Here is a 26,282-nt window from a genome sequence, read left to right on the forward strand (position 1 = left end):
GAGCGGTTTGCATCCTCTGCTAGTGGCACTCGTCTGCGCGAGGCCTTGGTGGCTTGCATGACCGGCCCTCCTGGCGGCGGGCCCGGTCGCATCAATTGGCCGCGGCGAGCACGGTCTTGGCGGCCGGTGCCGCCTTGGCGGCAGCAACCGCGCTGCGACCGTCGCAACGGACCAGCGCGGGCGACTGGACAGTCTTGCCGGCCGGGGTATGGACGTGCTGGACGGTGCAACCCTGCTTGAGCGCGTCGCTGACTTGCTGCGGGCTGTGCGCCAGGCGATTGGCGAGCGCGGGCGTTGCAATGAGAGCGGGGGCGATGAGCGCGGCGGCGAGAATGGTGCGGAACATGGGAGATCTCCTCGAAGGGACACTGACACCCAAATACGCGCGCAACCTTGCTCGCGCCGTTCGCCGCGATGACAAAGTGTTTCCGGCACAATCGGGTGCCACGCCGGATTTGACCCCCCTCCAGCCCTCGCCTACCTCACTGCAGCAATGTCTGTAACCGACCCCACCCCGCTCATGCCGACCATCGTCCTGGTCGAGGACGACCCGCATCTGCGCATGCTGACGACGCGCGCGCTGCAGGAAAACGGCTACACCGTCCGCCCCGCCTCGACCGCGCCCGAAATGTGGCTGGCGATCGACCAGGGGCCGGTCGATCTGGTGCTGCTCGACATCATGCTGCCGGGGACGAGCGGGATCGATCTGTGCCGCGCGATCCGCCAGAAGAGCGACGTGCCGATCATCTTCGTCTCGGCCAAGGGATCGGAGACCGACCGCGTCATCGGGCTCGAGCTCGGCGCCGACGATTACATCGCCAAGCCGTTCGGCACGCGCGAACTGCTCGCGCGCGTCCGCGCGGTGCTCCGCCGCGGCGGCGTCGAGCGTCAGGCGACGCCGCGCGACAATGGGATGCTGCGCTTCGACGGCTGGTCGGTTAATCTGCCACGTCGCGAGCTGCTGTCGCCGACCGGCGCGCTGGTCGATCTGACCGGCGCCGAGTTCGACCTGCTCGTCACGCTGTGCGACCATAGCGGCCGCGTGATCGCGCGCGAGCGGCTGATCGAGCTCTCGCGCACCCGGCTCGGCGACAGTTCGGATCGCAGCATCGACGTGCTCGTCAGCCGGCTGCGGCGCAAGCTGTCGAGCACCGGGGTCGATGCGCCGATCGCGACGGTGCGTGGCATCGGTTATATGTTCAGCGCCCCCGTGACGCGCGATTGAGCGCGGCGCTGCGCCGGCACCTCCACACACCGGCCGGCCTGATCGGCCAGATCTTCGCGATCCTCCTGCTCGCGATGATCCTCGAATTCGGCGTGTCGACGGTGCTCTACGAACGCGCGAGCCAATTCTCGGTGCGCGACGACGAGGCGCGGCGGCTTGCCGAGCATCTCGTCATCGCGCGCAAATTGCTCGACGAGCAGGTACCCGCCGCACGCCCGCTGCTCGCGCGCGAGCTGACCACCAGCCGCTACGAAATCGAGTGGGCGCCAGCGCTCGCCCCGCCGCCGCCGCTCGCGCCGTCGCTCGACCGGATGTATCGCCAGGTGATCGGCTGGGAGCCCGATCTCGCGCATGCCGATCTGCGGCTCAACCTCGCCTCGCCCGGCCGCAATGCGGTGACCGCGGGCGGCGTGACGCTCGCCGACCGCAGCTGGATGCGCTTCCACACGCGCCAGCCGATCCACCAGGCCAATCTGTCGAGCGAACGCATCATCCTCGCGATGATCCCGGCGGGCGCCTTGCTGCTGATGGGCGGTCTGTTCATCCGCCGCACGCTGCTCCCCTTGCGCCGGCTTGCGCTCGCCGCCGACGCGGTCGGCAGCGGGAGCGACCGCGACGAAGCGGTGCCCGAAGCGGGTCCGAGCGAAGTGCGCCGTGTGATCGGCGCGTTCAACCGGATGCACGCGCGAATCTATCAGTTGATCGCCGACCGGACGCAGGCGCTTGCCGCGGTCGGGCACGACCTGCGCACCCCGCTCGCACGGCTGCGGATGCGCGCCGATGCGATCTCGGACGAGGCGTTGCGCGATGCGGTCGAGGCCGATGTGCTCGAAATGGACGCGATGGTCGCCTCGCTGCTCGCCTATCTCGGCGGCGAGGGCGAGAGCGAGCCGCGCGTCGCGATCGACCTCGCGGTGCTGTGCGAAACGGTGTGCGACGACGTCAGCGATCGCGGGCGCGAGGCGGTGTACACCGGCCCCGACCATCTCGAACTGTCGGTGCGCCCCGTCACGCTCAAGCGCGCGATCGTCAACCTCGTCGAGAATGCGCTGCATTACGGCGAGCGCGTCTTCCTGACGCTGCTGCGCGACGGCAGCAGCGTGGTGATCCGGATCGAGGATGACGGACCCGGCATTCCGGCGGCATCGCTGGCGCGCGTGCTCGAGCCTTTCGTGCGGCTCGACACGGCGCGCGCGCGCGACACGATCGGGCTCGGGCTCGGCCTGTCGATCGTGGCGCGCGTGGTGGCGGAGCATGAGGGGACGCTGAGCCTGTCCAACCGGCCCGAGGGCGGGTTGCGCGCGGAGATCGCGCTGCCGGCGGTTTCTTAGACCCAACCGTCACCCCGGCCTTGTGCCGGGGCCCACCGTGCCGCGCACCTTGCGGCTGACAGCGCGCGTGTCCCGGTGGACCCCGGCACAAGGCCGGGGTGACGGAGAATGGGTCGCCTGCGCCAGAGCAATCATTCGTAACGGACCCGCCGCGTCGCAGCAAAACACGCCGGCTAAATGCTTTCCTGACCCCGTTCCCCCACGGGTACCTCAAGGAGCAGAGTCATGAACGACCTCATCGGACGCGTCCTCAGTTTCGAGAAAGCCGTCTTTCCCGACCAGAGCGCTCTTTATGCAAAGCTCGCGCAGCACGGCCAGAGCCCCAAGGCCCTGATGATCTCGTGCGCCGACTCGCGCGTCGTCCCCGAACACATCATGCAGGCCGAGCCGGGCGATCTGTTCGTCTGCCGCAACGCCGGCAACATCGTCCCGCCGTCGTCGTCGCAAATGGGCGGCGTGTCGTCGACCGTCGAATATGCCGTGTCGGCGCTCGGCGTGCGCGACATCATCATTTGCGGCCATTCGGACTGTGGTGCGATGAAGGCGCTGATGAACCCCGAGATGCTGAACGGCATGCCCAACGTCGCCGCCTGGCTGCGCCACAGCCACGCCGCCGAATGCGTCGTGCGCCAGGGCTACCCCGAGCTGACCAACGAGGAAGGCGTCCGCGCCGCAGCGCTTGAGAACGTCGTCGTCCAGCTCCAGCATCTGCGCACGCATCCCTCGGTCGCCGCGGGGATCGCGCGCGGCGAGATTTCGCTGCACGGCTGGTTCTTCGACATCGGCGCCGGCGCGATGTACGCGCTCGACGGCGCAACGGGTCGCTTCGCGCAGATCCAGGCGGACGAGCCGCTCCCGGTCGCCCACGCCGCGCAGCGCCACCGCGCTTCGGACGTCGAGTATCTGGAAGCCGCAGAGTGAAACTCCCGTCGCTGAGCATGATGGGGCGCGATTTCACCGCCTCGATCGTCGTGTTCCTGGTCGCGATGCCCCTGTGTATGGGCATCGCGATCGCGTCGGGCGTGCCGCCTGAAAAGGGCCTGATCACCGGCATCATCGGTGGTCTCGTCGTCGGCATGTTCGCGGGTTCGCCACTCCAGGTCAGCGGCCCCGCCGCCGGCCTCGCGGTGATCGTGTTCGAACTCGTCCGCGACCAGGGCCTGTCAGCCCTTGGACCGATACTGATCCTGGCCGGAGCGATCCAGGTCGTGGCCGGCATCTTCCGGCTTGGCGGCTGGTTCCGCGCGATTTCGCCGGCGGTGGTGCACGGCATGCTCGCGGGCATCGGTGTGCTGATCGTGGTTGGTCAGTTCCACGTGATGTTCGATGAAAAGCCGCTACCGAGTGGCCTCAAGAACCTCGCGGCGGTCCCCGGCCGCCTGTTCGGCCTGTCGAGCGACATCGGCACGACCGAAGTCGCGATCGCGCTCGCGATCTTCACCTTGCTCGTGATGCTCGGCTGGGAGAAGTTCCGGCCAAAGGCGCTGCGGCTCGTGCCGGGCGCGTTGCTCGGCGTCGTCGCGGCAACGCTCGTCGCTTGGCTCTCGGGTATCGATGTCGCGCGCGTCGCGGTGCCGCAGAACATCGCCGGCGCGATCAGCCTGCCCGGCGCCGACTTCCTCACGCGTTTCCTTGACCCTGCGGTGATCGGCGCAGCGCTTGCCATCGCCTTCATCGCGAGTGCCGAGACGCTGCTTTCGGCAGCAGCGGTCGACCGCATGCATGACGGCGTGCGCACCGACTATAACAAGGAACTGCGCGCGCAGGGCATCGGCAACCTCCTGTGCGGTTTCGCCGGGTCGCTGCCGATGACGGGCGTGATCGTGCGCAGCTCGGCGAACGTCCAGGCGGGCGCGACGTCGCGGCTGTCGACGATCCTCCACGGCGCGTGGATCCTCGGCTTCGTCGCGCTGCTGCCGTGGCTGCTGCGCGAGATTCCGATGGCGGCGCTCGGGGCGGTGCTCGTGCTGACCGGCTGGCGGCTCGTCAACTTCAGCCATGCCAAGCATCTGTTCAAGGATCACGGGCTGCTGCCGGTGGTGATCTGGGCAGTGACGCTGCTGCTGGTCGTGACGCAGGATCTGCTGACCGGCGTGCTGGTCGGGATCGGGCTGTCCTTGCTCGAACTGATCCCGGTGCTGCGCAACCTCCGCCTCAAGGTGGTGCGTGTCGAGAATGACGGACACGAGACCGTCCATCTCGCGGGTGCCGCGACCTTCCTGACGCTGCCCAAGCTGTCGGGTGCGCTCGATGCCGTGCCCGAGGGTGCCCCGATGCGGCTCGACATGAGCCAGCTTTCGTCGGCGGACCACACGACGGCAGAGTTGCTCAAGGAATGGCTCGCACGCCGCCGTGCGGCGGGTGGCCAGGTCGAAGTCTATGGCGCTTCCGAACGGCTGACCAAACAGACCGCGTAACGCCAGCGAATCCTCCCTTCGGGGAGGGACATAGGGGTGGGGCATCTCTCCCCCGAGACCGACCCCCCAGGTACGCCTCACCCCGACCCCTCCCCTCACCGGGAGGGGTTTTTTGTGCGCTGCCGCATCGAGCAACAGTTCGTTACGGTCGAGCAAGGAAGCAGCAGCACAGCGCGCATAAAAAAATGAGGTCCCGGCCGATCGCCGCCCCATCGCTTCCCGCTTGGAGAAGCGCTAGCGGTGAGATGCGGCGGCGGTCGGGGCAGCAGGCGGGACCCGATCGACCGTTTTCAGGGGGTTCCAGTGAAGATCTATTCCACCATCGCGGCAGCAGCGCTGACCGCTATCGCCACGCCAGCGTTCGCCGACGAAACCGATCCGCCGCCACCCGTCGTGCTGTCGGGTTCGGTCGCGATCGTGTCGGACTATCGTTTCCGCGGCGTCTCGCAGAGCGACAAGGAGGCCGCGATCCAGGGCGGCATTTCCGCCACGCACAAGAGCGGCCTGTATGTCGGCACCTGGGCATCCAACCTGGCCGGTTGGGGCACCTTTGGCGGCGCCAACATGGAGCTCGATTTGTACGGCGGCTACAAGCGTAGCCTCGGCGGAGGGACGGCAGTCGATGTCGGGCTGACGTGGTATATGTATCCGGGCGGCGCCGATCTCACCGATTTCGGCGAAGGCTATGCCAAGCTGTCGACGACGCTCGGGCCGGTCAGCGCGCTCGCCGGCGTCGCTTATGCGCCCAAGCAGCGCGCGCTCGGCAACTTCTCGAACACGCCGCAGAGCCGCGGGCAGAGCCAGGACAATACCTATCTGTGGGGCGATGTCAGCGCCGGGATCCCGACCACGCCGGTCACCGCCAAAGCGCATCTCGGCTATTCGTGGGGCAATCCGGGGCTCGGGCCGAACGGCACCAGCGTAGCACCGACGGGCAAGTATCTCGACTATCTCGTCGGGCTCGACGTGACCTTCAAGCCCGTCACGCTGGGGCTCGCTTATGTCGGCACCGACATTTCGCGCCGCCGCGCCGCCTATCTGCTGCCCAATTTCTCCTCGACCAAGAACGGGTCGTCGATCTCGTCGGGCAAGCTCGTCGTCTCGCTGTCCGCCGCCTTCTGATCGCGGCTGGATGAAATGCGTCCCCCGCTAGCCGGGGGGCGCATCGCGGCGCTACACAGGGGATCGCATGGCATCCCCTCCCCTCCCGCAATCGCGTTACGCGCCGGCCTTGGTCGATGCCGCGCTCGCGCTCCACGACAATCGGCTGTCCGATGCCGAACCTTTGCTCAAGCAGCAGCTCAAGCACGATCCGTTCGACGTCGCCGCGATGCGAATGCTCGCCGAGCTTGCCGGGCGGATCGGGCGCTACCGCGATGCCGAGGTGTTGCTGCGCCGCGCGATCGAGCTGTCGCCCGCCTTCACCGCGGCGCGCGCCAATCTCGCGCTGGTGCTCTACCGCCTCAACCGCCCGTCCGAGGCGATCGCCGAGCTCGCCACCGTGGTGGTCGAAGACCCCGACAATCCCGGCCACGCCAATCTCCAGGCCGCCGCGTTCGGCCGGATCGGCGATTTCGACGCGGCGATCGCGCTGTACGAGCGCGTGCTCGCCGACGCCCCGGCACAGCCGCGCGTGTGGATGAGCTTTGGCCATATGCTCAAGACCGTCGGGCGTCAGGCCGACGGGATCGCCGCGTACCGCCGCGCGATCGATCTGTTGCCGAGTCTTGGCGAAGCGTGGTGGAGCCTCGCCAATCTCAAGACGGTGCGCTTCGACGAGGCCGACATCGCGCGGATGGAGGCGGCGCTCGCTGCGACGGGGATCTCGGACGAGGACCGCTTCCACCTCGATTTCGCGCTCGGCAAGGCGTTCGAGGATCGCCGCCAGGCCGAGGCAGCATTCGCGCATTATGCCGCTGGCAATGCGCGCCGCCGCGCGCAGCTGGCGTATGACGCCGAGGAGACGACGCGCTTCGTCGATCGCAGCATCGCGGCGTTCGACGCCAGCTTCTTTGCCGAGCGCACCGGTTCGGGCTGTCCTGCCCCAGACCCGATCTTCATCCTCGGCATGCCGCGCGCTGGATCGACGCTAATCGAACAGATCCTGTCGAGCCACAGCCAGGTCGAGGGCACGAGCGAGCTCCCCGACATCCCCGCGCTCGCCCGCGGCGAACCCGCGTATCCCGAGGGCCTTGCCGACTGGTCGCCCGGGCGGCTGCGCGAGGCCGGCGAGGCGTATCTTGCGCGCACCCGCATCCAGCGCCGCACCGACCGCCCGTTCTTCATCGACAAGCTCCCCAACAATTGGGCGCACGTTCCCTTCATCCAGCTGATCCTGCCGAATGCGCGGATCATCGATGCGCGGCGGCATCCGCTCGGCTGCTGCTTTTCCAACTTCAAACAGCATTTCGCGCGCGGTCAGGGCTTCAGCTACGGGCTCGACGATATGGGGCGTTACTATCGCGATTATGTGCGGTTGATGGCGCATGTCGATGCCGTGCTCCCCGGTCGCGTCCAGCGCGTGCTGTACGAAGACATGGTGGACGATACCGAGTCCACGGTGCGCGCGCTGCTGACCGCATGCGGACTCGCGTTCGAGCCGGCCTGCCTCGCCTTCCATGAAACCGAGCGCGCGGTACGGACGGCGAGTTCGGAGCAAGTGCGCCGCCCGATCTTCCGCGAGGGCACCGACGCGTGGAAGCCGTTCGAGCCGTGGCTCGGCCCCCTCACGGCGGCGCTCGGCGAGACGCTCGACGCCTATCCGGCAGCACCGAACGCGTTGTAATTCCGCCACGCTTGCGCAGCATTGTTGCTGTCGTGTTGCTGCACGCTTGACGAATACCGCAGTCGCGAACAGCTTCTCCGCAACATCGTAAGGGGGAATTTGATGTCGCTGTTCGGGCACCGCGCCGTCGTCGCTGCATTGCTGTCATCGGTCGCCTGCGTCAGCCCAGCGCTGGCGCAGACCGCACCAGCCGAGCGGACGCCGCCCTCCGAGCCTGTCGTCGATGGCGGCGACATCGTCGTCACCGCGACCAAGCGCTCGGAAACGTTGCAGAGCGTGCCGATCGCGGTCCAGGCACTGCCGACCAAGGCGCTCGATCAGCTCAACATCACCAACTTCGCGCAATACGCCAAGCAACTGCCCTCGGTCTCGTTCCAGCCCGCCGCCAATGCCGGCGGCAATCCCGGCCAGATCGTAATCTACCAGCGCGGCATCGCGGCGGGCGGCGAAGGCAACCATTCGGGCTCGCTCCCCGCGGTCGGCGTGTATCTCGACGAGCAGCCGGTCACGACGGTCGGCGGCAATCTCGACGTCCATATCTATGACGTCGCGCGGATCGAGAGCTTGTCGGGGCCGCAGGGCACGCTGTTCGGCGCGTCGTCGGAGGCGGGCACCGTCCGCATCATCACCAACAAGCCCGATCTCTCGCATTTCTACGGCCGTGCCGATGTCGAGGGTAATCACGTCAGCAAGGGCGGCTTCGGCGGCAAGGCCGAGGGGATGCTCAACATCCCGCTTGCGGACAGTGTCGCGCTCCGCGTCGTCGGCTTCTACCAGCGCGACGCCGGCTATATCGACAATGTCGCGGGTACACGCCGCTTCTGCGGCGGCACCAACTTCGACGCCGCGGGCAATTGCGTGAAGGACGGCATCACCGTCAATAATGCCAGCTTCGTCAAGAAAGACTATAACGACACCGAGATCGCCGGCGGGCGCGCCGCGCTGAAGATCGATCTCGACAGCAATTGGACCGTGACGCCGACCGTCATGTACCAGGATACCCGCAGCCACGGTGCCTATGGGTATGATCCCAAGGTCGGCGACCTCAAGCTCCAGCATTTCCTCCCCGAATATCGCCGCGACCGCTACGTCCAGGCAGCGCTGACGATCGAGGGCAAGGTCGGCAATTGGGACCTGACCTATGCCGGCGCGTATCTCGACCGCAAGGCGGCGCAGTCGAGCGACTATACCGATTACGCCGAGGCCTACGACAATCTCTATTCGTCGGTCGGCGGGCTCGCCGGCTATTTCTATTACAAGGACAATGCCGGACGGCAGATCGCCCCGCTGCAGAACGTGGTGGCGACCGACCATTTCAAGAAACTGAGCCAGGAGCTGCGCGTCGCGAGCCCCGCAAGCGACCGCTTCCGGATCGTCGCGGGCGCATTCTACCAGCGCCAGAGCAACGACATCAACCAGGACTACCGCGTCGCCGGGCTCGCCACCGCGCTCTCGGTCAACGGATCGCCGGGCACCTTGTGGCTGACGCAGCAGCACCGCGTCGACAAGGATTATGCGATGTTCGGCGAGGCGAGCTTCGACATCACCCCGACGCTCACCGCAACCGCGGGCGCACGCGCCTTCATCTACGACAATTCGCTGATCGGGTTCTTCGGCTTCGGTCGCAATCCGTCGGGCAATTATTCGGATACGCCGTATAACGGCGCGGGCAGCTCGCGCACCGGCGTCGCGGGGTGCTTCACCACCAACGGTACGCGGCTGCGCGAAGCCGTCGCCGCGGGCGCATCGACCACGCTCGCCCCCGCCGCAGTCGCCGGGAGCCCGTGTACCAATCTCGGCAATTTTGTCGGAGGGCTTGGGGTCCAACCGGTCAAGGCCTCGGGCCAGGGCGTCACCTATCGCGCCAATCTCAGCTGGAAGCCGGTGCGCGGCGTGCTGCTCTACGGAACCGTCTCGCGTGGCTTCCGGCCGGGCGGGATCAACCGGCGCGCCGACGTCGCGCCCTATGCCGCCGATTATCTGACCAATTACGAATTCGGCGCGAAGACCACGCTGCTTGGCGGACGAGCGCATATCAACGGCGCAATCTATCAGGAGGATTGGGCCAAGTTCCAATTCTCCTATCTCGGCGCAAACAGCTTCACCGAGATCCACAACGGCCCGAATGCGCGCGTCCGCGGGATCGAGCTCAACGGCAACCTCAACCTCGGCGGGCTGACGCTCAGCGCGTCGGGAGCGTATAACGACGCCAAGACGCGGCAGAATCTGTGCCTGATCGACGATCCGACGTATCGCTGCACCGACACCGGCAATGGCAACATCGTCTCAGCACCGGCTGGCACGCGGCTGCCGATCACGCCGCGCTTCAAGGGGAGCGCGTCGGCGCGCTATTCGGTGCCGGTCGGCAGCTTCAAGCTATACGGCCAAGGTGTCGTCTCGCACCAAAGCTCGGCCGCGTCGGACATCCGCACCGCGACGAAATACCCGACCGGGAACGTCTACAACCCCGCCGCAGTGCTCGGCCGGCTCGCCGCCTTCACCAGCGCCGATTTTGCACTCGGTGCGGAGTTCAACCGTTTCAGCATCGAGCTGTTCCTGCAGAATGCGTTCGACACGCGCGGGCAGATCGCGCGTTTCCAGGAATGCGGCAGCTGCGGTCAGCGGCCCTACATCATCCCGATCGTCCCGCAGACGGTCGGCGTGCGGCTCCACAGCGAGTTCTAGGCCTAGGTCTGCGCCGGACACGAAAAGGGCGGGGAGTGTCGCCACTCCCCGCCCCCTCGCGCTGTCCGAAAAAGTTTGGCTTAGAAGTGCGTGATCACGCCCAGCATCGGCCGCAGGCTCTTGAAGTTGCTGTAGGTATTGACCTCGGCACGGATGCGGAAGCCCGCATTGCCCGTGATGCCCTTGAGACCGATGTCCTTGGGGCCGAACTCGGTGCCGATGCCGTAGGTGATCGAGTCATACTTCTTGTCGTTGCGGTTGCCCGTCGTATAGGCGGGGAACTTGTCGAACTCGACCCACTGGTAGCCGACCTTGCCGTAGAACATGCCGCTGTCGCCAGCGCGGACGCCGAAGCGGCCTGCTGCGCCATATTCCCAGTTGATGTTGCCCGACACGCCCTTGATGACGTTACCTTCAACACCGACGAACACCGGACCGAGCGGAACGTTGACGCCGACGACGCCCTGCACCAGCGCACCGGCGAGGCGATAGTTGTTGCGCAGCGAGCCATTGGCGTTGAGCGCGCGCGGGATGCCGTGGTTGGGCTGGTTGTCGAACTGTTCCCAGCCGCCCATCACGCCGACATAGGGCTCGATGCCGAATGCACGGCTGCCGTCGGGTGCGGTCGGAGCGGTTTCGACTGGCGCAGCGGCGGGCGCGTCCTGGGCGAAAGCGGGCGCAGCGACGACCACGGCCAACGCGGCAGCGGCGATTTTAAGAGTACGCATGTGGAATGACCTTAATTTACGGACGTTTTTAGGGGGGTGTGCCGGGTATGTGTCCGGAAGCCCGGTGCGCCCTTAACAAGCTTTCGCAGCCGATGTTGCACCGCAGCGTAATAATCTTGCCAGCCCAGGATTTTGTCACATTTCTGCAACGGTTTCTTTCCACAGGATGAATGAAACCCGGAAAATGCCTCCACTGGCGCAGTTGGCGCTCCGGGTTGGGGACGTCGTGCCTTCCACCAGGTCGAGACTCAGGTAGCTCGAGCAACGCGATTCCGACACATCGCACGGCCGAGTCGGCACCGAGGTCGGGAACGGTAGAAAGTCGTGCAGACGACACCCAAGGCAATGCGATCGCACCGCAAATATGCGCTGGGCGGACGATATCAGCGCGCCGACAAAAATGTCGCGGCGGGGCTAGGATCAAAGTCGCAACCCGCGCGACGGCGGCGCGCGCCCCGATTGCGAACGTCCAGGGCCGGGTGAGCCCCAAGCCATTCCATGTGGGCATCTGGGGTGTAGCGGAATTACAGGACAAATCTGCTGGTTGAGCCTCTGGTGTCACATCGGGCGATCGCCCATGTGCTCACCAAGCCGCACCGGCCGCGCTGGCATCCAGCTTTGATCAAACGCAATCGTTCCCTGCCGGAATAGCATCACGATCGTCGAGCCAAGCAGGAAGCGCCCCATTTCCTCGCCCTGCTCGAGCGCAATCGCTTGATCGGCATAGCGCCATTCCGTCGGCTTGCCAGTCCGCTTCGCATTGACGGTGCCGTGCCATGCCGTCGCGATGCTCCCGACGATCGTGGCTCCGACGAGCACCATCACGAACGTGCCGTGCTCCGGACTCTCGAACACGCACACGAGACGTTCATTTCGCGCAAACAGATTGGGCACGCCGCGTACCGTGACGGGGTTCACGGAAAACAGCGTGCCCGGAATGTGGCGCATCAGGATCAAGCTGCCGGCACACGGCATATGCAGCCGGTGATAGTCGCGTGGCGACAGATACAGATTGGCAAAACTGCCATGACGGAACTCAGCAGCCAGTGTGCCGTCGCCGCCGACCAGTTCGGTCGTGGTGAACCGGTGTCCCTTGGCTTGCACGATGTGATGGTCGTCGATCGCCCCGACTTGGCTGATCGCGCCATCGACTGGACAGATGAAGTCAGCCTGCGCCAAAGGGCGAATGCCCGCCCGCAAGCGCCGCGAGAAAAAGTCGTTGAAGCTGGCATAGCTGGCGACATCCGAATTTTCGGCTTCGCTCATGTCGGCCCCGTATCGGGCGACGAACCATCGGATCAGTCGAGTGGTCATCGCACCACCGCGCGCGCTGGCGATACGACCCGCCAGAAGGGTCAGGCGCTGTTTCGGCAGGGCGTATTGAAGCAGGACAGCAAATCGATCGGACATCTTGGACCCTCGCGCATCGGCCAGCGACTATAACGATCGATTGAGCGGCTATGCGAGCGTCTCATCAAAGAGATCCCTGGACGCACCCTCGAAAGTGCGCGCCGAACCACCATATGCCGGGCATGGGCGGTCGGTTGAAACGGATAGCTGGGCTTACGGAGGCTGCCGCAAGAACGGCGACACAGCCCGAAGATGCGCGCTGCGCATTATGCGGCCGGCCTCTCGGACACCAGGTTGAGCGACATCACGGTGTTCCCAAGAGCGAGGGAGGCACGACGACCGTGCCAGTGCATCCGATCTGCCACCGTACCATCCATGCCTTCGTGACGAACCGTGAACTCGCTTCGGCCTATGGTTCGATGGAGCTGTTGCGCGAACGTGATGATATACGGCACTATCTTCGCTGGATCGCCGGAAAACCCGCCGATTTCCGCGCCCCTACACGGCGACGCAGCGCATAACGACGACTACGGACACCGGCCGAGCCTGCCGTTTGCCTCCAGCGCGCGCGCCAAGGCGCCGAGCGCCGGAAGCGTCGTGGCGTCGATGTCGCCCTCATGCGGTGCCCGCCACAGCGCGTCTGGAACGAACGATGCATCGTCGGACAGCCGCCTGTCTGCGCGCGGCTCGATCCCGGTCCGACCCAGGCACCGCTGAGCGAACGCCGGAGCTGGCAACGTCGCAACCGGCGCGCCGTGCTGCGCTCCGCTAAAGCTCGGTTGGGGCGACGACGTTTGCAGTCGAGTTGACTTTGCTGCACCGCAAGCGGCCCCGCTTCTCAAGCGACCAGCAACAAAAAAGCCCGCCAACTCATTGAGTTTGGCGGGCTTTTAATGGTGGGCGTGGCAAGGATTGAACTTGCGACCCCTGCGATGTCAACACAGTGCTCTACCACTGAGCTACACGCCCACTTCGCTGCGGCAGTGCCTAGCGAGGGGCGGGCTGTAGCGAAGCCTTTGCCCGGGCGCAAGCACTTGCAGTGCGGAAAAATCAGATATTGTCGCTCATTCGTTCGAGCTCGAACATCCGGTCGACCTCGAGCACCAGATCGCGCAGGTGGAACGGCTTCGACAGCACGCGCGCTTGCGGCATCGTCTTGCCGGCCTTGAGCGTCACCGCGGCGAATCCGGTGATGAACATCACGCGCAAGTCGGGCGCTAGATCGGCGGCCTTCTGCGCGAGTTCGATGCCGTCCATCTCGGGCATCACGATGTCGGTGAGCAACAGGTCGAAATGCTGGCTTTCGAGCAGCGGGATCGCTGCGGTCCCGCGGTCGACCGCGGCGACGGCATAGCCCGAGCGTTCGAGCGCACGCGTCAGATATTCGCGCATCACGCGATCATCCTCGGCGAGCAAAATGCGTATCATGTCCAAAATCCCGCTTCGCGGCCGCGCCGCTTCCGTACCGCGCGATCCTATGCGCACAGGCCTTAACATTTTCCAGCCGGATCGGCGCGGGCTTATGGTAGGTATTGTCCCATGGCTTCCCTCCCGCCCTTGTTCGAGCGCTATGGCGACGATCCGCCCGCCAGCCCGGTCGTGCTGTCGGTGCCGCATGCCGGCCGCGACTATCCGGTGGCGCTGCAGGCCGCGCTGCGCGTGCCGTTAAATGCGGTGACGGTGCTCGAGGACCGCTACATCGATGCCGTCGCGCTCGCCGCGCATGCGCGCGAGACGATGTTCATCCAGTGCCGCGCACGCGCCTGGATCGACCTCAACCGCTCGGAGCAGGAACGCGATCCGATGATCGACGAGGGCGCGACCTGGACGTCGCAGCCGCTCGCCACCGCCAAGCTGCGCGGCGGGCTCGGGCTGATCCCGCGGAGGGTCGCAGGGGCGGGCGAACTGTGGCGGCGGCGGCTCGATGGCTATGACGTCGCGGCGCGGATCCGCGACGATCATCGCCCGTATCACGCAGCACTCGCAGCGGCACTGGCGGCAGCACGCGCCCGCTTCGGGGTCGCCATGCTGCTCGACATCCATTCGATGCCGACGCTGGGCGCTGGTGCGCCGCGAATCGTGCTGGGCGACCGCTTCGGGCGCAGTGCTGCGTCGCGCTTCGTCGCGGTGGCAGAGGAGACGGCGAAAGCGTCGGGCCATGCCGTCGCGCGCAATGCGCCGTATGCCGGCGGGCATATCCTCGACACGCAGGCCCGCCCCGGCGCGGGGGTGCATGCTTTGCAGATCGAATTCGACCGGACGCTGTATCTCGATGCGGCAGGAGATCAGCCCGGCGACGGCATGCCCGCGATCGCACGGCTGCTCCGCGCGATCATCGACGCGCTGGCGGACGAAGCGACTGCCGGGCTGGCGCTCGCTGCGGAATAAAAAAACCACCGCGTGCAATGCAGCACGCGGTGGCCAAGGTTCAGGGAGGAGGCGCCCTGAAAGGGCGCCGCGCGGTCCCGCGAAAGGGGGGAACACGGGTCCGCGTACGAGGGATATAGGTTGACGCTTTTCGGCCTTCAAGGGCAAAAGTTTCGCCGGCAACAGTTCGTCAGAATTCGGCGCGATCGCGCTTTCGCACGCCCGGCAGCATCCGCGCGAGCACGCCGTTACGTAGCAGGAAATGATGCCGCAGCGCGGCAGCGACATGCACGACAACGAGCGCGGCCATCGCATATCCAAGGACCGAATGCGCCGCGTCGCCGACCGCAGCGGTCTGCGCCGAGACGGGCAGACGGGGTACGTCGAACAGCGCGAACCAGCGCAGCGGATAGCGCGCTTCGCGCCCCGCCGAGCCCATCGCCCAGCCCGACAGCGGGAGCGCGAGGAGCAGCGCGTAGAAGGCGACGTGGCTCGCCCGCGCCGCCGCGCGCTCCAATGTCGGCAAGGTCGCGGGCAGCCGCGGCGGACGGTGCGTCAGCCGCCAGGCGATCCGTGCCAGCGTCAGCGCCAGCACGGTGAGCCCGATCGACTTGTGCAGCGGGATCGCGCCCGCGACCCCGTCGAGCAGCGATTCGTGCAGCAGCCCGATCGCCAGATTGACCCCGATCAGCGCGGCGATGATCCAGTGAAACCAGATCGCGCCGCGCGAATAGCGATCGATCCGAACGATCGCGCTGCGCGCCATCAGTTGACGAGCTGCGGCACCGGTGCCTTGCCGAGCTTGACCTGCCGATCGAAGATCTGCGGCAACGTCGAGAGCGAGAAGAGGTGAGCGTAGATCAGCGGGAGCAGGCCCGACTTCTGGATCTTGCGCAGTTGGTCGCCGCGCAGCTCGTTGAGCTTCTCTTCATTGACCATCTGGAAGCCGCGGTAGATGAACGGCTGCTCGTTGCCCTCGACCTGCAGCGTGACTTCGCCTTCCATCAGCAAGCCCATCTCGCGCAGTTCGGACATGAAGTTGGCGGTGCGTGCGCCGGCCTGCTCGAACTGCTCGTTGAAGCCCAGGATGTTCTGGACGACTTCGGTCGGCTTGCCGTCGGCGAACAGCGCCTCGCCATCGTCGAACGCGCCGATCGCCTCGCCGGTCGGATCGAAGCAGAGCGACAGTTCCTCGGCGTCGGGACGCAGCCGCGCGAGCATGAAGGGATAGCGGCGGACATAGGCCGGGACATAGACCGTATCTTCGGTCAGCTTGCCGTCGTCGCCGATGAAGACGTTGACGCCTTCGTTGAGGCCCATCAGCGCGATCGGGATCGCATCGTCGCCGCTGGTGAAAACGATTGGCAACGTGCGCTGCGCCATCACGAATTCGTCGACGGTGATCGGAATGGCGTGCTGGCCGACGAGGAAGGTCGCGCGGTCGAGCATGCGCATCTTGAAGGCGGCATGCGTCTCGCTCGAAAGCGGCTCGAGCGCGTTGTAGAAGAGCGGAAGCGATTGCGGCGCGCTGGCCATCGGGATTCTCCATCGAACGTCAAAGCGCTGCGGTTTGCTACGCCGGATGGCCGCTGGCTCTATGGTGCAGGAGGGCTTTCCGCAAGGCCGAGCAGTTTATCGGGGTTCATCAACCCATAAGGATCGAGTCCCGCCTTGATCGCACGAAGCGCGGCCATGCGCGCGGGCGAGGACAGGCGCGCGAGTTCGGCGCGCTTCATCTGGCCGATGCCGTGCTCGGCCGAGATCGATCCGCCCGCCGCGACGACAAGATCGTGGACGAAGCGCGTGACCCCCGGCGCCTCCTCGGCATACCAGCGCGCCGGATCGGCGCCCGCGGGCGCGCGGACGTGGAAATGGACGTTGCCATCGCCGAGATGGCCAAAGGCGGTGGCGTGGCTCCCGGGAAAGCGCGCCTCGGCGGCGGCGGCGGCCTCGACCATGAAGCGCGGCATGCTTGCGACGGGGACCGAGATATCGTGCTGCATCGCAGGGCCGCTGGCGCGCTCGGCCTCGGACAGCGAATCGCGAATCCGCCAGAACGCCTCGGCCTGCGCCTCCGATGCGGCGATCGTCGCATCGGAGGCTTGCCCATCGGCAAGCGCCGGGGCCAGCAGGCGCTCGAGCAGCGCCGCGGGCGACTCGGCGGCAGGATCGGTCGCGACCGATTCGATCAGCACGTGCCAGCGATGCGTGCTCGCGAGCGGTGCGCGCGTACCCGGGATATGCGCGAGCACTTGCGCGAGCGAATCGCCCGAGACGATTTCGAAGCTCTCGATCGTATCGGTCTGCCGCTCGAGCCGTCGCAGCAAGGCGAGCGCGGTTTCGGGGTCGGCGAGCCCGACCCAGGCGACGGCGCGCTGCGCGATCGCCGGATACAGGCGGAGCGTGACCGCGGTGAGGATGCCGAGCGTGCCCTCGGCCCCGATCAGCAGATGATCGAGATCATAGCCGCGATTGTCCTTTTTCAGCGCGGCAAGACCGTCGTGGATTTCGCCGTTCGGCAACACCGCCTCGACGCCTGCGACGAGCCCACGCATCGTCCCGAAGCGCAGTACTTGCGTCCCGCCGGCATTGGTCGAGGCGAGCCCGCCGAGCGTCGCGCTTCCGCGTGCGCCAAGCGTCAGCGGGAAGCGCATCCCCTCCGCCTCGGCCGCGGCATGGAGATTGGCGAGGATCACGCCCGCCTCGGCGACCGCGAGCCCGGCGGCAGGGTCGATCGAGCGGATCCGGTTCATCCGCCGCAGCGAGACGATCAGCGCCGAACCGTCGGCCGGCGGCGTCGCGCCGCCGACCATCGAGGTATTGCCCCCTTGCGGGACGAGCGGAACGCCATGCTTGGCGGCGAGCCGCATGACCGTCGCAACCGCCGCGGTGCTATCGGGCGAAAGGATCGCCGGGCTGCGGCCGTGATAGCGTCCACGCCAATCGTCGAGCCACGGCGCGATGTCGCCCGGATCGGTCGTCACCGCAGCGTCGCCAAGCGCGGCACGCACGGCGTCGATGAGGCTGGTCTGGCGCGGACTGGGCTGTATCATGGTCATATCGCTGCCTCTATCACCGCCCTTCGCACGCCGCCAATTCATCCGCTGTTCAAGCCTATAGGGTAACCCCGCGTCCCCGATGCCGAACCTCGTCCTTCCCCTCATTGTGTTGCTTGCGCTCGCCCCGGCTGCTTCGACCGAGATGGGGCCGTTCGACCGTGTCGAACTGGCGCAATTGTCGATCCACCAGCGCATCGTGATCCGCATCCCGCGCGTCTTCGGGCGGCGCGCCGAGGAGCGTTCGGAGTTTGCCGAGCAGCGCTGGGTCACTAAAAAAGGCCCGAAATGCGTGCCGATGGGAGCGATCGAAGGCGCAGTCATCACTGGCAGCGACAGCGTCGATCTGCTCGTCGCCGATGGTACGCGGTTGCGCGCGGAGTTCGACGACGATTGCCCGGCGCTCGATTTCTATTCGGGATTGTACGTGAAAGGCACGTCGGATGCGATGGTCTGCGCCGACCGCGACTCGATTCGCTCGCGCTCGGGCAGCGCGTGCAAAATCGAGCGTTTCCGGCGGCTCGTCGCCAAGCGATGAGGCTTGCGATGCCCTTTTTCTTGACATTCGCGGCTTAATCCGCAAGCGCTTTGCCCTGTTCGTGGGCGCTTTCGCCCCGGCGCTTTTTCCGGACACCGCATGACTTTTGCCGATCTCGGCCTTTCCGACGAACTCCAGCGCGCCGTCAACGAGTCGGGCTATACCGAGCCGACTCCGATCCAGGCCAGCGCGATCCCCTCGATCCTGATGGGCAAGGACCTCGTTGCCGTCGCGCAGACGGGCACCGGCAAGACCGCCGCCTTCGTGCTGCCGATGATCGACATCCTCGGCGAAGGCCGCAGCCGCGCCCGCATGCCGCGCACGCTGATCCTCGAGCCGACGCGCGAACTCGCCGCGCAAGTCGCCGAGAATTTCGAGAAATACGGCAAGTATCACAAGCTCTCGATGGCGCTGCTGATCGGCGGCGTGTCGATGGGCGACCAGACCTCCGCGCTCGAAAAGGGCGTCGACGTCCTGATCGCGACGCCGGGCCGGCTGATGGATCTGTTCGGGCGCGGCAAGATTCTGCTGACCGGCTGTTCGATGCTGGTGATCGACGAGGCCGACCGGATGCTCGACATGGGGTTCATCCCCGACATCGAGGAAATCTGCACCAAGCTGCCAAAGACGCGGCAGACCTTGCTCTTCTCGGCGACGATGCCGCCGCCGATCAAGAAGCTCGCCGACAAGTTCCTCGACAATCCCAAGACGATCGAAGTCGCGCGCCCCGCGACCGCCAACGTCAACATCAAGCAGTGGCTGGTGCATGTTACCGCCGCCAAGAAGCGCGACAAATTGATCGAGCTGCTGCGCCAGGAAGACGTCAAGACCGGGATCATCTTCTCGAACCGCAAGACGACGGTGCGCGAGCTCAACAAGGCGCTCCAGCGCGCCGGCTTCGCGTCGAGCGAAATCCATGGCGACATGGAGCAATCGCAGCGGATCGCCGAGCTCGACCGCTTCAAGAAGGGCGAGGTCAGCATCCTCGTCGCGTCCGACGTGGCGGCACGCGGGATCGACGTGAAGGGCGTGAGCCACGTCTTCAACTTCGACGCGCCATGGCATCCCGACGATTATGTCCACCGCATCGGCCGCACCGGCCGCGCCGGCGCGACGGGGATCGCGTTTACCTTCGCGACGCCCGATGACGTCGAGAACATCCAGAATATCGAGAAGCTGACCGGCTTGAAGATCGAGCGCTATGAAGCGGGCGAAGCACCGGTCGTCGCGTCCGACGAGGCCGAAGCGCCGCGCGCGACGACCAAGGCGCGGCGTCGCCCCAAGGCGGCTGCGAAGCCCGAGGCGGCACCCGCCGAGGTCGAGACGGCGGTCGAGTCCGAGCGCCCTGCCCGCGCTCCGCGCGAAGAGCGCGCACCGCGGGCGGAACGTCCTGCGCGGGAGGAGCGGCCTGCTCGCGAGGAACGGCCTGCACGCGAGGAGCGACCTGCCCGCGAAGAGCGTCCGGCTCGTGAAGAACGACCTGCTCGCGCGGAACGCCCAGCTCGTGACGAGCGTCCGGCTCGTGACGAACGCCCTGCGCGTGAGGAGCGCGCCCCGCGCGACGACCGTTCGGCCCGCGACACGCGACAGCAGCGCGATACGCGCCCGACCCGCGAGAGCGACGCGCCGCGCGCCGAGGTTCCCAACCAGATCGCGCCGATCGATGCCATCGACGACGGCGGTTGGAACGGCCCTATGCCGGCATTCCTGCTCGCCAAGCTGACACTGACCGAGTGAGCCTGCGGATCGCTGGGTAAGCGGCGGCAGTTGCCGCTTCGGGCTGGCTATCTGGGCTGCTCCACGCGACGGCGTGGAAATCAGTCTACACTGCCGCCAGGTTCCTCCCCCGCGAACCGGCGGGGGGAGCACTCGGCGAAAGGCGGAGCTCTCCGCGAGCGTGTCGCTTGTGGCTACGCCGCGTCCACCACCAACCTGAAGGCTGGTGGTCCCCCTCCTCCGCCTCGCGAGGGAGGATTGAAGTTACCCTGCCGCCCCCGCCTGCGCGATCAGCGCATCGTCGATCTCGCCAGCGCGCTTGTACGCCGGGCGGCTGAGGATCCGGCCGAGATAGTCCTCGAACGCCGCGCGCTTCGGCAGTGAACCGAACATCACGCCCCACGCGACTTGCGATCCGGCATAGACATCGGCCGCGCTGAAGCTTTCCCCAGCAATGTACGGATTGGCCGACACCGCTTTCTCCAGCACATCGACCGTCAGATCGAAATGACCATAGCCCGCCATCCGTTGCTGATCATCGGTCGGCGTCACGCCGAGCGACTTGTTGGTCACGGCATGCTCGACCGGCCCCGCCGCAAAAAACAGCCAGCGATAATAATCGGCGCGCTCGCTGAGCGGCGGCGCGAGCCCGGCTTCGGGAAAGGCGTCGGCGAGATAGGCGCAGATCGCCGCCCCCTCGGTCAACACATGTCCGTCGTGGACGATCGCGGGCACCTTCCCCATCGGATTGATCGACCGATACGCCTCGCCCTTCATCGTCGTCGCATAATCGAGCACGACCGTTTCATACGGCGCGCCGACCTCCTCGAGCATCCAGCGCGCAATCCGCCCGCGCGACATCGGGTTGGTATAGAAGGTCAGCGCCATGATCGGTCTCCGAATCGGTCAGCAAGAACAATAGAAGAACATTACCGAGCCGAAGCGTCAATCCTCAGAGGGACTTGGCGAACAGCGCCAGCATCCGCGCCCACGCCTTGTCGGCCTGCGCTGCATTGTAGACCTTGCTGTCGGGCGGGGTCCAACCGTGCATCGTGCCGGTATAGACCTCGATCTCGGCGTGCAGCTTGGCTGCGGCAAACGCGGTGCGCAGCGTGTCCTTGGCAGCGGGATCACGTGCGTCGTCATTCGCAGCGATCGCGACGAGGTAGCTCGCCTTCATCTTGGGGATCAGCAGATGCGGGCTGTCGGGCTTGTCGGTGGCGAGCCCGCCGCCGTGGAAGCTCGCGCCCGCGCGGACTCGTGTCGGGTTGGCGGCCGCGGTGCGCATCACCATCGGGCCGCCCATGCAATAGCCAGTGGTCGCGAGACCCTTGCCGCGGTCGACCTGCTTCTGCGCGTCGAGCCAGGCGATGAAGGCGAGCGCGTCGCGCGTCGTGCCGTCGGTGCTGAGCGCCTGGACATAGGGCATGATTTTCGCGCGCACTTCGGGCTGCCCGAAATCCTCGCCCGGCGCGATGATCGGCGATTTCACCGAGCGGTAGAATTGGTTGACGACCAGAACTGCATAGCCCGATTGCGCGAGCCGATCGGCCATCTGCCGGAACGCCGGGCGCAATCCCATGATGTCGGGCCAGACGAGCACGCCGGGCGCCTTGCCGGTCGCGGGTGCGACGAAATAGGCGTCGGCTTTGCCGTCGGGCGTGTCGATCACGACGTCGCGGCCGAGGATCTTGGCGGCGTTGGCCGGCGCCGGAAGCAGCATCGCGAGCCCGGCCGCACCGGCGATCGTGGCAAAGCCGCGGCGGGTGAGCGACGGATCGGCGAGATGCGCGTCATTCTCGGCCACGGTGAAATCGTCACACATCGGTCTCTCTCCTCGCGAATCGCCATTGAGGCGTTTGCCGCACCATAGGGAAATTTTTCGCGACGGATATCCTGCCGATCCTCGACGATCCCGGGGACGCTAGACCGCGCGCCACCACCACACGCCGTCCTCGACCGCGCGCACCGCCCGCCCCTCGACCTCGAGCCGCCGCACGTGCGCGAGCGCCTCGCCCGTTGCCATGCCGAGCATGTCGGGGCCGATCGCACGGCGGAACAGCCGCCCGAAACAGTCGATCGCGCGCTTCGGCTCGGCGAGGAACACCTCGAGCTCGTCGAGCCGTTCGCGATGTTCGCGGTCCATCGCGTCGAGCCGCGCGTGCAGCCCGGTGAACGGGTCGCCATGCCCCGGCAGGACGAGCAGATCGTCGGGCAATTGCTTGAGCCGCGCGATCGATTCGAACCATTCGCCGAGCGGATCGGCAGCGGGCTCGGTCACGCCGAGCGAGATGTTCGGGCTGATCCGCGGCAACACCTGGTCGCCCGCGATCAGCACCTTGGCTGCAGGATCGTAGAGGCAGGCGTGTTCGGGGCTGTGTCCCGATCCGACGACGATCTGCCACTCGGTTTGCCCGATCCGCAGCGTGTCGCCATGCTGGATCCGCGTGTAGCCGAGCGGCAGCGGCGTGACGATCCGGCGAAACCCTGCCCAGCCGCGTTCGCACGCATGCGCGATTTGCGCATCGTCCCATCCAGCGCCGCGCCAGAACGCGAGCATCTCGTCGGGCACCGCGTCGCGCGCGTCGGCCACCAGCATCCGCGCGGTGAGCCACTCGCCGCGCGTCATCACGAGCGGGCAGCCATGTTTGTCGCACATCCAGCCGGCGAGCCCGATATGGTCGGGGTGGAAATGCGTGCCGATCATCTGCGTCACGCGAACGCCGGCGAGTGGCGCTTTCGACAGCGCCTTCCAGGCATCGCGCGCCTCGGTCGTGTTCATCCCCGTATCGACCAGCGCAACGCCGCCATCGTCATCGAGCAGCCAGCAATTGACGTGCTTGAGCGGCCCGGGAACATGCAGTCGGACCCAGCCAATGCCGGGTGCCACTGGCATCACGTCGTGCGCGTCAGGCTCGGCGCCGCCGAACGGATAGGTCAGCCCCTTGTGGCTGGTCGGGGCGAACGCGGGGGCGATGGGTGCGGTGGACATGGCACGGGGTAGCGCGATGGCGCCGCCGAAGTCACGCGTTTCCGCTATGCGGCGAGCGCGGCGTCCTCGCCGAGCAGATGGCGCAGCACGTGGTCGGGTGTTTCGAACAGCATATCGGGCTCAAGCCGCGTCAGTACGTCGCGATTGGCATAGCCCCACAGCACGGCGCCCGAGCAGATCCCGACCTTCTTCGCCGCAACGACATCGCGCGTCTCGTCGCCGATCGAAATCGCCTCGCTCTGCGCGATGTCGCATTTGCGCAATACGCGACGATAGCGCCGCGCTTTGCCAAAGAGCGACGCGCCACATTCGAACCGCTCGATCAACGCGGCATTGGCAGGGCCCAGAATGGCGCGGGCATTGTCCTCGGCATTCGACGTGACGAGGGCAATCCGCACGCCGCTCGCCGCCAATTGCTCGAGCAACGCCGGGATCCCGTCGAACAGCGCGATACGATCGGTCTGTTGGGCGAGCAGGTCGTGTGTATATCGGCCGATCGCAGGCAGCTTCCAGCGCGGGATGCCGAGATGGCGGATCACTTCGCTCGACGTCTTGCCGCGCAATGATTCGACCTCGTCCGCGGCGACCTTACGAAACTTGAAGCGCTCGGCGAGGTGGTCGGCGATCGACAGGAACCAGTCTGCGCTATCGGCCAGCGTCCCGTCGAAATCGAAGATCACGAGACGATAGCGCGGCGACATCGGGCGATCTCAGCGCCGGCCGCGACGTTTGCCGCCATCGCCGTCCTGCGGGACGGCGGCGCTGCGGATCGTCACCAGTTCAGCGCGAGTGACGACGCCATCCTTGTCGAGATCGAACCGGTCGAACAGCACGCCGAATTGCGCCTGGAGTTCGGCGAGCGTGATGCGGTTGTCGGTGTCGGCATCGACTTGATAGGGGCTCGGCAACGCGTTGCGGTCGCCGAGCCATTTCTGCGCCCAGTCGCTATAGCCGATATAGCCAGCCGATCCGGCGGGGTTCGGCCCGGCATCGACGAAACTGCGCGCGACGGAGGCGGTCAACTCGGCGCGCGTCGTGCGCGCATCACCATTGGCGTCGCAGGCGGCGATGAACAGCGCGGCGGGTTCGGCGACGATCGTCGCGCCCGGCTGGCGCGGCGGAACCGGCGCTGCCGGCGGCGGCACCTGCGCAGCGAGCGCGAGCAGAAGAATCAGACTCATGCACGCACCCCCCTGTCCGGCAGCAGCAGACTGGCGTCACCGTAGCTGTAGAAACGGTATCCGTCTGCAATGGCATGCGCATAGGCGGCCTGCATCGTATCGGTACCCATCAACGCACTGACCAGCATGAACAGGGTCGAGCGCGGCAGGTGGAAATTGGTCACCAGCCCGTCGATTCCGCGGAAACGATAGCCCGGCGTGATGAAGATCGCGGTGTCGCCCTCGAACGGACGGATCACGCCGTCCTCGCCCGTCGCGCTCTCGATCAGCCGCAGGCTGGTCGTGCCGACCGCGATCACCCTGCCCCCGGCGGCGCGCACCGCGTTGAGGCGATCGGCGGTCGCCGCGTCGATCCGGCCCCATTCGGCGTGCATCTTGTGGTCCGCAGTGTCGCTCGCCTTGACCGGCAGAAAGGTGCCCGCGCCGACATGCAGCGTCAGCGTGGCATGCGCGATCCCGGCGGCAGCGAAGCGCGCCATCAGCTCGGGCGTGAAGTGCAGCGCTGCGGTGGGCGCTGCGACCGCGCCCTTTTCGGCGGCGAACATCGTCTGGTAATCGTCGGCGTCCTGCGCATCGGCGGCGCGGCGCGCGGCGATATAGGGCGGGAGCGGCATCCGCCCGGCGCGCTCGAGCAGCAATTCGACCGGCTCGTCGCCTTGGAATTCGAGCGCGAAACTGCCGTCTTCGCCGCGGTCGTGCGCGGTCGCGATGACGCCGCTGCCAAAATCGATCGCGTCGCCGTCGCGCAGCCGCCGCGCGTTGCGGATGAACGCGCGCCAGCGACGCGGCCCCTCGCGCTTGTGCAGCGTCGCGCCGATCCGCGAATCGCCGCGCGTCCCCTCGAGCTGCGCCGGGATAACGCGCGTGTCGTTGAACACGAGCAGATCGCCCGCGCGTAACGCCCCCGGCAGATCGCCGACGCTGCGGTCGTGCAGCGCAGTGCCCGCGACCACGAGCAGCCGCGCCGAATCGCGCGGCGACGCCGGGCGCAGCGCGATCCGCTCGGGCGGCAGGACAAAGTCGAACAGGTCGACGTTCATTGACCGCATGCTCCCCGCCGCGAAGACCTGGCTTACGCGGCCTTCTTCTTCGGTGCAGCGGCCGGCTTGCCCTTGAGCATCGGCTTCACCGCCGGCTTGCTCGGGGCAAGCGTAGCAGGTGCGATCGTCGGCTCGGGCGCCGGCGGCGCAGGCACATAGGCCGGCGGGCTGTCGGCGGCGATATACGCGTGGAGGATGCGCGACGGGCGCGTCGGCGGCTCGCCGCGTGCGATCGTGTCGACATATTCCATGCCCGAAATCACGCGACCGAAGATCGTGTACTTCTTGTCGAGCTTCATGTTCGGGTTGAACACGATGAAGAACTGGCTGTTCGCGCTGTTCTCCGCCTTGGTCACCTGCTCGACGGTCGCGCCTTCGGCCGAGCCTTCGCGCGCTGCCGAGACCGCGCCACGGACGTGCGGCAGCCAGTTGAACTCGGCGGGAACGTCCGGGAGCGTCGAACCGCCGGTGCCGTCGCCCTTGGGGTCGCCGGTCTGCGCCATGAAGCCTTCGATCACGCGGTGGAACAGCAGGCCGTCATAGAAATGCTGGCGCGTCAGCGTCTTGACCCGCTCGACCATCTTCGGCGCGGCATCTGGACGCAGCCAGATGATGACGCGGCCGCCGGTCGACAGATCGAGATACAGCAAATTCTCGGGGTCGGTCGCCGACGGGATCGGCGGGCGACCGGCGGTCGTCACGACCGCAGACTTGGCGTCGTCCTTCTTCTTGTTGGCAAGGGCGGGTCCGGCGAGAAACGCCAGGAGAAGGACAAACAGGCTGGCAACGAAACGCATTATTTCCCCGCGAAATATCTCGGAATGGAGTCGCGCTTAGACCATGTGCCGCTTTGCGCCAAACTGAACGTTGC

At 66.6% G+C, this 26,282-nt stretch carries 24 protein-coding genes and 1 tRNA gene; 10 read left to right on the forward strand and 15 right to left on the reverse strand.

The annotated features are described in order from the left end of the window. Positions 1–91 precede the first annotated feature (91 nt). The gene (locus E2E30_RS12215) at positions 92–346 is read right to left on the reverse strand and encodes a hypothetical protein (protein WP_133190170.1); all 255 of its coding nucleotides are present in this window, start codon (positions 344–346) and stop codon (positions 92–94) included. A gap of 174 nt (positions 347–520) precedes the next feature. Between E2E30_RS12215 and E2E30_RS12220 the strand changes: the two genes are divergently transcribed. The 7 genes from E2E30_RS12220 to E2E30_RS12250 all read left to right on the forward strand — a co-directional run bounded on the left by E2E30_RS12220 (position 521) and on the right by E2E30_RS12250 (position 10,443). Then, the gene (locus tag E2E30_RS12220) at positions 521–1,225 is read left to right on the forward strand and encodes a response regulator transcription factor (RefSeq protein WP_133190172.1); all 705 of its coding nucleotides are present in this window, start codon (positions 521–523) and stop codon (positions 1,223–1,225) included. After that, a complete protein-coding gene (locus tag E2E30_RS12225; protein WP_206365570.1) occupies positions 1,222–2,556 on the forward strand; it encodes an ATP-binding protein in 1,335 nt (444 codons plus the stop codon). Before E2E30_RS12220 ends, E2E30_RS12225 begins: the two co-directional genes overlap by 4 nt. Before the next feature lie 225 nt (positions 2,557–2,781). Continuing rightward, positions 2,782–3,477 (forward strand): carbonic anhydrase, encoded by a 696-nt coding sequence (locus tag E2E30_RS12230; RefSeq protein WP_133190174.1) that lies wholly within the window; start codon positions 2,782–2,784, stop codon positions 3,475–3,477. Between the two features lie 17 nt (positions 3,478–3,494). Further along, positions 3,495–4,973, forward strand: a complete 1,479-nt coding sequence (locus E2E30_RS12235) for a SulP family inorganic anion transporter (protein WP_165954579.1) — start codon at positions 3,495–3,497, stop codon at positions 4,971–4,973. A gap of 303 nt (positions 4,974–5,276) precedes the next feature. Next, the gene (locus tag E2E30_RS12240) at positions 5,277–6,095 is read left to right on the forward strand and encodes a TorF family putative porin (RefSeq protein ID WP_443018329.1); all 819 of its coding nucleotides are present in this window, start codon (positions 5,277–5,279) and stop codon (positions 6,093–6,095) included. A 67-nt stretch (positions 6,096–6,162) separates the two neighbouring features. Then, the gene (locus tag E2E30_RS12245; RefSeq protein ID WP_133190178.1) at positions 6,163–7,758 is read left to right on the forward strand and encodes a tetratricopeptide repeat-containing sulfotransferase family protein; all 1,596 of its coding nucleotides are present in this window, start codon (positions 6,163–6,165) and stop codon (positions 7,756–7,758) included. A 102-nt stretch (positions 7,759–7,860) separates the two neighbouring features. Then, on the forward strand, positions 7,861–10,443 hold the full coding sequence (locus E2E30_RS12250) for a TonB-dependent receptor (protein WP_133190180.1): 2,583 nt from the start codon (positions 7,861–7,863) through the stop codon (positions 10,441–10,443). Positions 10,444–10,523: 80 nt separating this feature from the next. Here E2E30_RS12250 and E2E30_RS12255 read toward each other — a convergent pair whose 3' ends face one another. From E2E30_RS12255 to cpdR, 4 genes are all read right to left on the reverse strand, one after another. Continuing rightward, the gene (locus E2E30_RS12255) at positions 10,524–11,171 is read right to left on the reverse strand and encodes an outer membrane protein (protein WP_133190182.1); all 648 of its coding nucleotides are present in this window, start codon (positions 11,169–11,171) and stop codon (positions 10,524–10,526) included. Positions 11,172–11,729: 558 nt separating this feature from the next. Then, positions 11,730–12,581 (reverse strand): archaetidylserine decarboxylase, encoded by an 852-nt coding sequence (gene asd / locus E2E30_RS12260; protein WP_133190184.1) that lies wholly within the window; start codon positions 12,579–12,581, stop codon positions 11,730–11,732. Positions 12,582–13,415: 834 nt separating this feature from the next. Further along, a tRNA-Val gene (locus tag E2E30_RS12270) sits at positions 13,416–13,490 on the reverse strand. A gap of 81 nt (positions 13,491–13,571) precedes the next feature. Then, positions 13,572–13,949 carry a cell cycle two-component system response regulator CpdR gene (gene cpdR, locus E2E30_RS12275; protein WP_133190186.1) on the reverse strand — a complete coding sequence of 126 codons (378 nt, stop codon included), beginning with the start codon at positions 13,947–13,949 and terminating at the stop codon, positions 13,572–13,574. 111 nt (positions 13,950–14,060) lie between these two features. On the opposite strand from cpdR, the gene E2E30_RS12280 reads away from it, so the two are divergent. After that, positions 14,061–14,909 carry an N-formylglutamate amidohydrolase gene (locus tag E2E30_RS12280; RefSeq protein WP_133190188.1) on the forward strand — a complete coding sequence of 283 codons (849 nt, stop codon included), beginning with the start codon at positions 14,061–14,063 and terminating at the stop codon, positions 14,907–14,909. A gap of 169 nt (positions 14,910–15,078) precedes the next feature. On the opposite strand, the gene E2E30_RS12285 is transcribed toward E2E30_RS12280, so the two are convergent. The 3 genes from E2E30_RS12285 to E2E30_RS12295 are packed head-to-tail and all read right to left on the reverse strand — an operon-like array spanning position 15,079 to position 17,941. After that, positions 15,079–15,654: a cytochrome b gene (locus tag E2E30_RS12285; protein WP_133190190.1), complete on the reverse strand. Its 576-nt coding sequence runs from the start codon at positions 15,652–15,654 to the stop codon at positions 15,079–15,081. After that, positions 15,654–16,424: a SapC family protein gene (locus tag E2E30_RS12290; protein WP_133190192.1), complete on the reverse strand. Its 771-nt coding sequence runs from the start codon at positions 16,422–16,424 to the stop codon at positions 15,654–15,656. Before E2E30_RS12290 ends, E2E30_RS12285 begins: the two co-directional genes overlap by 1 nt. A 59-nt stretch (positions 16,425–16,483) precedes the next feature. Further along, on the reverse strand, positions 16,484–17,941 hold the full coding sequence (locus E2E30_RS12295) for an FAD-binding oxidoreductase (RefSeq protein WP_443018405.1): 1,458 nt from the start codon (positions 17,939–17,941) through the stop codon (positions 16,484–16,486). Between the two features lie 85 nt (positions 17,942–18,026). Here E2E30_RS12295 and E2E30_RS12300 point away from each other — a divergent pair, with 85 nt between their 5' ends. Together E2E30_RS12300 and E2E30_RS12305 are read left to right on the forward strand one after the other, a co-directional pair. After that, complete coding sequence (locus E2E30_RS12300; RefSeq protein ID WP_240698921.1) at positions 18,027–18,482, forward strand: hypothetical protein; 456 nt, start codon at positions 18,027–18,029, stop codon at positions 18,480–18,482. Between the two features lie 99 nt (positions 18,483–18,581). Then, the gene (locus E2E30_RS12305; RefSeq protein ID WP_133190196.1) at positions 18,582–20,219 is read left to right on the forward strand and encodes a DEAD/DEAH box helicase; all 1,638 of its coding nucleotides are present in this window, start codon (positions 18,582–18,584) and stop codon (positions 20,217–20,219) included. Between the two features lie 243 nt (positions 20,220–20,462). Here E2E30_RS12305 and E2E30_RS12310 read toward each other — a convergent pair whose 3' ends face one another. The 7 genes from E2E30_RS12310 to E2E30_RS12340 form a co-directional block, all read right to left on the reverse strand. After that, entirely contained in the window at positions 20,463–21,086 is a 624-nt protein-coding gene (locus tag E2E30_RS12310) for a glutathione S-transferase family protein (RefSeq protein ID WP_133190198.1), read from the reverse strand. 64 nt (positions 21,087–21,150) lie between these two features. After that, positions 21,151–22,023, reverse strand: a complete 873-nt coding sequence (locus tag E2E30_RS12315) for a dienelactone hydrolase family protein (protein WP_133190200.1) — start codon at positions 22,021–22,023, stop codon at positions 21,151–21,153. 99 nt (positions 22,024–22,122) lie between these two features. Continuing rightward, entirely contained in the window at positions 22,123–23,190 is a 1,068-nt protein-coding gene (locus E2E30_RS12320) for an MBL fold metallo-hydrolase (protein ID WP_133190202.1), read from the reverse strand. 44 nt (positions 23,191–23,234) lie between these two features. Beyond that, positions 23,235–23,891 carry an HAD hydrolase-like protein gene (locus tag E2E30_RS12325; RefSeq protein ID WP_133190204.1) on the reverse strand — a complete coding sequence of 219 codons (657 nt, stop codon included), beginning with the start codon at positions 23,889–23,891 and terminating at the stop codon, positions 23,235–23,237. Positions 23,892–23,900: 9 nt separating this feature from the next. Then, the gene (locus tag E2E30_RS12330) at positions 23,901–24,371 is read right to left on the reverse strand and encodes an EF-hand domain-containing protein (RefSeq protein ID WP_133190206.1); all 471 of its coding nucleotides are present in this window, start codon (positions 24,369–24,371) and stop codon (positions 23,901–23,903) included. After that, positions 24,368–25,411: a tRNA preQ1(34) S-adenosylmethionine ribosyltransferase-isomerase QueA gene (queA, locus tag E2E30_RS12335; protein WP_133190208.1), complete on the reverse strand. Its 1,044-nt coding sequence runs from the start codon at positions 25,409–25,411 to the stop codon at positions 24,368–24,370. Before queA ends, E2E30_RS12330 begins: the two co-directional genes overlap by 4 nt. Positions 25,412–25,443: 32 nt before the next feature. Beyond that, on the reverse strand, positions 25,444–26,208 hold the full coding sequence (locus tag E2E30_RS12340; protein WP_133190235.1) for a peptidylprolyl isomerase: 765 nt from the start codon (positions 26,206–26,208) through the stop codon (positions 25,444–25,446). Positions 26,209–26,282: the final 74 nt, after the last annotated feature.

This window comes from Sphingomonas sp. AAP5 (assembly GCF_004354345.1).
GTDB classification, from domain to species: domain Bacteria; phylum Pseudomonadota; class Alphaproteobacteria; order Sphingomonadales; family Sphingomonadaceae; genus Sphingomonas; species Sphingomonas glacialis.

Bases quoted from the DNA above. Each gene is read 5' to 3' on its own strand.
- E2E30_RS12215 (WP_133190170.1), bottom strand. From the start codon at position 346: ATGTTCCGCACCATTCTCGCCGCCGCGCTCATCGCCCCCGCTCTCATT.
- E2E30_RS12220 (WP_133190172.1), top strand. From the start codon at position 521: ATGCCGACCATCGTCCTGGTCGAGGACGACCCGCATCTGCGCATGCTG.
- E2E30_RS12230 (WP_133190174.1), top strand. From the start codon at position 2,782: ATGAACGACCTCATCGGACGCGTCCTCAGTTTCGAGAAAGCCGTCTTT.
- E2E30_RS12235 (WP_165954579.1), top strand. From the start codon at position 3,495: ATGATGGGGCGCGATTTCACCGCCTCGATCGTCGTGTTCCTGGTCGCG.
- E2E30_RS12245 (WP_133190178.1), top strand. From the start codon at position 6,163: ATGGCATCCCCTCCCCTCCCGCAATCGCGTTACGCGCCGGCCTTGGTC.
- E2E30_RS12250 (WP_133190180.1), top strand. From the start codon at position 7,861: ATGTCGCTGTTCGGGCACCGCGCCGTCGTCGCTGCATTGCTGTCATCG.
- E2E30_RS12255 (WP_133190182.1), bottom strand. From the start codon at position 11,171: ATGCGTACTCTTAAAATCGCCGCTGCCGCGTTGGCCGTGGTCGTCGCT.
- asd (WP_133190184.1), bottom strand. From the start codon at position 12,581: ATGTCCGATCGATTTGCTGTCCTGCTTCAATACGCCCTGCCGAAACAG.
- cpdR (WP_133190186.1), bottom strand. From the start codon at position 13,949: ATGATACGCATTTTGCTCGCCGAGGATGATCGCGTGATGCGCGAATAT.
- E2E30_RS12280 (WP_133190188.1), top strand. From the start codon at position 14,061: ATGGCTTCCCTCCCGCCCTTGTTCGAGCGCTATGGCGACGATCCGCCC.
- E2E30_RS12285 (WP_133190190.1), bottom strand. From the start codon at position 15,654: ATGGCGCGCAGCGCGATCGTTCGGATCGATCGCTATTCGCGCGGCGCG.
- E2E30_RS12290 (WP_133190192.1), bottom strand. From the start codon at position 16,424: ATGGCCAGCGCGCCGCAATCGCTTCCGCTCTTCTACAACGCGCTCGAG.
- E2E30_RS12295 (WP_443018405.1), bottom strand. From the start codon at position 17,941: ATGATACAGCCCAGTCCGCGCCAGACCAGCCTCATCGACGCCGTGCGT.
- E2E30_RS12300 (WP_240698921.1), top strand. From the start codon at position 18,027: ATGCCGAACCTCGTCCTTCCCCTCATTGTGTTGCTTGCGCTCGCCCCG.
- E2E30_RS12305 (WP_133190196.1), top strand. From the start codon at position 18,582: ATGACTTTTGCCGATCTCGGCCTTTCCGACGAACTCCAGCGCGCCGTC.
- E2E30_RS12310 (WP_133190198.1), bottom strand. From the start codon at position 21,086: ATGGCGCTGACCTTCTATACCAACCCGATGTCGCGCGGGCGGATTGCG.
- E2E30_RS12315 (WP_133190200.1), bottom strand. From the start codon at position 22,023: ATGTGTGACGATTTCACCGTGGCCGAGAATGACGCGCATCTCGCCGAT.
- E2E30_RS12320 (WP_133190202.1), bottom strand. From the start codon at position 23,190: ATGTCCACCGCACCCATCGCCCCCGCGTTCGCCCCGACCAGCCACAAG.
- E2E30_RS12325 (WP_133190204.1), bottom strand. From the start codon at position 23,891: ATGTCGCCGCGCTATCGTCTCGTGATCTTCGATTTCGACGGGACGCTG.
- E2E30_RS12330 (WP_133190206.1), bottom strand. From the start codon at position 24,371: ATGAGTCTGATTCTTCTGCTCGCGCTCGCTGCGCAGGTGCCGCCGCCG.
- queA (WP_133190208.1), bottom strand. From the start codon at position 25,411: ATGAACGTCGACCTGTTCGACTTTGTCCTGCCGCCCGAGCGGATCGCG.
- E2E30_RS12340 (WP_133190235.1), bottom strand. From the start codon at position 26,208: ATGCGTTTCGTTGCCAGCCTGTTTGTCCTTCTCCTGGCGTTTCTCGCC.